Here is a 4,351-nt window from a genome sequence, read left to right as displayed (position 1 = left end):
GATGACCCCCGCCCAGAAACTGAGAACGGCCGCGTAAATTCTACGACCAAGTCCCCGCAGAAACGGGGGGATTACCCATCAACCTCAGCTTCGCGGAATGGGCGCAGGTCTTCGGGGATGCAAAGATGACCACGGCTCTCCTGGATCGGCTTACCCACCGCTGTCACATCCTCGAAACTGGCAACGACAGCTATCGCTTCAAAGCCAGCTCAGAGGCTGCAAAGAAAACAAGAAAGGAGACCAAAACATTGACCGCGTCATAGACCACTGCGCATAACTGAGGGTGGGTCAAATCTCGGTGAAAATACCGGGTCAGTTCTCAGTGACAATCAACAACCAGATTTGACAATAACTCGCCCGGAACTGGTCTCGATTTTAGTCTATCAACCTTAGTTGTTTTGATAGCCACGCCTGCTACTAAATCTTGAAGTGATGAGCCTGATATGTGTTTCCTGTGTACCGCGACCCAGACATTCGACCCTCTACGCCATGGCCTGGACGGCATTGGCGATTTTGCAACGATCCACGAGACCAACGATGCTCCCGTTAGCATCAGCACGGGCTATTCAATGTCAGTGGGGGATCGTTTCAACGGCACCATTGAGAGCAGCGGCGACAGCGACTGGATCGCGATCACACTGATCGCGGGGCAGAGCTATGAGATTAATCTTACCGCCTCCCCCAGCGGAGACGGTACGTTACAGGACCCCTTCCTGAGCCTCTACAACGGCAATGGGATCCAGATCACTTATAATGACGATGGTGGCGGCGGGCTGGAAGCCCGACTTGCCTATACACCAAGCTCCAGCGGCAGTTACTACGTTTCGGCAAGCGGCTTTGATGCCCAGACTGGTAGCTATACCTTGAGCGTTACAGAGGGCCAACCATCGGAGGCTGCGGATCTCGACGCACTGGCCAGCTTCCTGACCGAGGGCTACTGGAACGCCTCCGGCCAGTCGACACGCAGCTTTAACACCTCTGCTAGCAACCAGCTATCGGTTAATATCACCGGGTTGACCGCCGCAGGGCAGCAGCTGGCTCGCTGGGCCTTTCAGGCCTGGGAACGGGTGGCGAATCTCGACTTCGAGGAGACCTCCTCCTCTTCGGCGGATATTGTCTTTGATGACAACAAAAGTGGAGCCTATGCCTATTCGGTGACCAGCGGCAACACCGTTCTGTCTTCGGAGGTCAATATTGAGACCAGCTGGATTTCCTCTTATGGAGAGACAATCAACAGCTACGCGTTGCAAACTTACATCCACGAGATTGGCCATGCGCTGGGGCTGGGGCATCAGGGCGATTATAACGGGAACGCTCGTTACGGCACCGACCAGACCTTCGACAACGATAGCTGGCAGGTCTCGGTGATGTCCTACTTCAGCCAGTCTGACAACACCACGATTAATGCCAGCTATGCATATGTGGTCACGGCGATGATGGCGGATATCGCTGCTATTCAAAGGCTCTACGGCGCGCCCGATGTGGGCCGCAGCGAGACCGCTGGCAATACCACATGGGGTGCCAACACCACCCTGACCAGCAGCTATTTCGCAGATGTTTTTGCGGTACTGGACGGGCGCTCTTCCTCAAATATCACCGCGAACGGGGATCTGGCGCTAACTATCTATGATGTCAGTGGAACTGATCTAATCGATCTCAGCAACAATACTTCCCATGACCGCATTGACCTCAACGCGGAAAGCTATTCCGACATTGCAGGGCTCATTGGCAATGTCGCCATTGCACGTGGTACGGTGATCGAGAACTTGATCGCCGGAAGTGGCAATGACACCATCACCGGCAACGAGGTGAGCAATCGACTGAGTGGCGCCTTGGGCAATGACGTCATCGCTGCTGGCGCCGGGGCCGATACAGTCTGGGGCGCGGAAGGCGACGACAGCATTGATGGTGGCGAGGGAGCTGACAGCTTGATTGGCCAAAACGGCCGTGACACCCTGTTCGGTGCAAGCTCAACTGATATCCTACGGGGGGACGACGGCAATGATAGCCTGGTTGGCGGGACCGGTGATGACACGCTCTACGGTGGCGTCGGCAATGATACCCTTCTGGGGAATACCGCGCTTGATACGATCTACGGCAATGCCGGGAATGATTACATCTCCTCTGGGGACGGGGTTGACTACGTTGACGGGGGGGAGGGCAACGATACCATCTATGGCCGCTCTGGCTGGGACAGCCTCTATGGTGGCAGCGGCGATGATCGCATGTATGGGAGCGAAGGCGATGATCTACTAGTCGGAAACGGCGGCAATGATTGGATCTCCGCCGGTTCCGCCTGGGATGTTGTTTTTGGGAATGATGGAAACGATACGCTCTATGGCAACTACGGGTCCGATGTAATCTCCGGCGGAGACGGTGAGGATCTGCTCTATGGCGGTACCGGCGACGACACCCTACGTGGTCTCAGCGGCAATGATACGCTTTATGGCAACCAAGGAGTTGATCGGCTGGAAGGTGGCTCCGGCAACGATCTCTTACGCGGAGGCACCCTGCGCGATACCTTTGTCTTCGATGTCGGCCATGACATCGATGAGATCAACGATTTCGAGCTTCATCACGACCGGCTGGAGCTTTCTTCGGCGCTGGTCGATGGCCTTCGCAGCGGCCAGGAGGTGCTCAACAGTTTTGTCAGCGTCACTGGCGGTTTTGTAGTCTTTGACTTCGGCGGAGGGGATCAGATCACACTGTCCAATCTCACCACAACGGATGAGCTGGACAACAGTATCTTTATTATGTGACCAACCGGCCCGTCATGGCTGCGCTTGTGACGGCACATTCGGTTTACCTTTGCCCTGGCTGAATACATATTCAGTTATTATTGACAGCTAATTTAACTTGTTGCTAGCTTCACGACGAACAAGTAGGCCAATGGATTTTGTATCTGACGATTTACAGGGATTGATTGTATGACAACATTTAGCATGACGGGCTTCACGGTGAACTTCTCCGATGATGAAGACCCGATCGCAACCGCAATTGAAACGGGCATTGAACTGCATCTGTTCGCCCCAAATGGATCCCCGGCAACGCTCAGCTACACACCTGACACCGGTCTCGATGGTGAGCCGACCGCAAATATCAACGATTCCGCCGAGTGGTTGATTTCGCTTGCCGGCGGCAACTACCCAGATCCCAGCGAAGAATTCATCTTCGAGGTCTCTTGGGACGACAACGGCACCACACGCACCAGCATCGTGTTCGGCGTGGATGAGCTTTATAGCACCGATGAGGGCGAGGACTACGCCAACCGGACGCATGTCTTCGTGCTGTCGGGGGATGCGTTGCCGGCGATCACCACGGTCGCCCAATGGGAAGCCTTCAATGATAGCATCAGCAGCCTTGACTACCCTACTGGCAGCTATGCCCCTAATACCAGCATTGCGCTGTCAACGTTTTTCCCCTCCTCCAGCGAAAATGATGAGGTGCGCGGCACCTCCGGCGACGATCTGATCGAGACCGGCGCGGGCAACGACAACATCTATGGCAACGGCGGCGATGACACCATCAATGGCGGCGATGACGAGGACTGGATGGTCATCAACCGCCACAACGCGACCCTCGATGGCGGGGAAGGCGGCTCGGATTTCGATGACGCAGTGATCATCGACTACAGCAGCGATGGCGTGCTGGTGGAATTTTCCCAAGACAATGAGGAGGGCTCCGTCAACATTTACGGGCGGACAGATCTCGACGAGGCTGGCTCCACCGAATACACTGTCACGGGCAGCAACCTTGAGCGTGTAGTTCTAGATATCACCGGCGAAGCGCTGATCGAAGGCAATGACAACGATAACCGCATCCGCTTCAATGAGCTGCTGAACACCGTCACCTTCAACGGCGGCGGCGGCACCGACCGCGTCGATCTCTACCGCACTTGGGTTGAGGATGGCGATAACAACCGCATTCGCGGTATCACGCTGGACTTCTTGCTGGAAAATACCCGCCTAGAAGGCACCGCAAGTAATCTCACCATCTATGGTGCTGACGACAACAGTCTGATCGGCACCCTCAACGATGTCGAACAACTCAGCTTCCGGTATGGTGACAATGGACGTGACACCATGACTGTGGCCGAGGTTCTGGCCATGGCTTCGGCCGGTGAAGGTGACGTGATCGTGGGTACCTCCGAGCGCGATACACTGAATGGCACCGATGACAACGACACCATCACCGGTGGGGAGGGCTATGACACCATCTCGGGCGGGGCAGGCAACGACGAGATCGATGGTGGCACCGGTGGCGACAGCATCCACGGCGGTTATGGCAACGATACCCTCCATGGCGATACCTCCACCGATATCATCTACGGGGATGAGGGCAACGACAGCAT

Annotated in this window: 2 protein-coding genes and 1 pseudogene; all 3 read left to right on the top strand. The window is 55.8% G+C overall.

All coding sequences use genetic code 11. The features are described from left to right. Window positions 1–80: 80 nt before the first annotated feature. Window positions 81–263 (top strand): annotated as a pseudogene (locus HCZ87_RS20005) (ATP-binding protein); the annotation flags it as partial. A gap of 180 nt (window positions 264–443) precedes the next feature. Further along, window positions 444–2,759, top strand: a complete 2,316-nt coding sequence (locus HCZ87_RS20000; protein WP_167646775.1) for a M10 family metallopeptidase C-terminal domain-containing protein — start codon at window positions 444–446, stop codon at window positions 2,757–2,759. A gap of 168 nt (window positions 2,760–2,927) precedes the next feature. Beyond that, the coding region (locus HCZ87_RS19995; protein WP_167646773.1) for a calcium-binding protein at window positions 2,928–4,351 on the top strand (1,424 nt) is incomplete at its 3' end.

The organism is Phaeobacter sp. HF9A, assembly GCF_011806385.1.
Classification (GTDB): Bacteria; Pseudomonadota; Alphaproteobacteria; order Rhodobacterales; family Rhodobacteraceae; genus Epibacterium.
The sequence above is the reverse complement of the archived record's forward strand: the minus strand, read 5'-3'. Positions and strand labels throughout refer to the sequence as shown.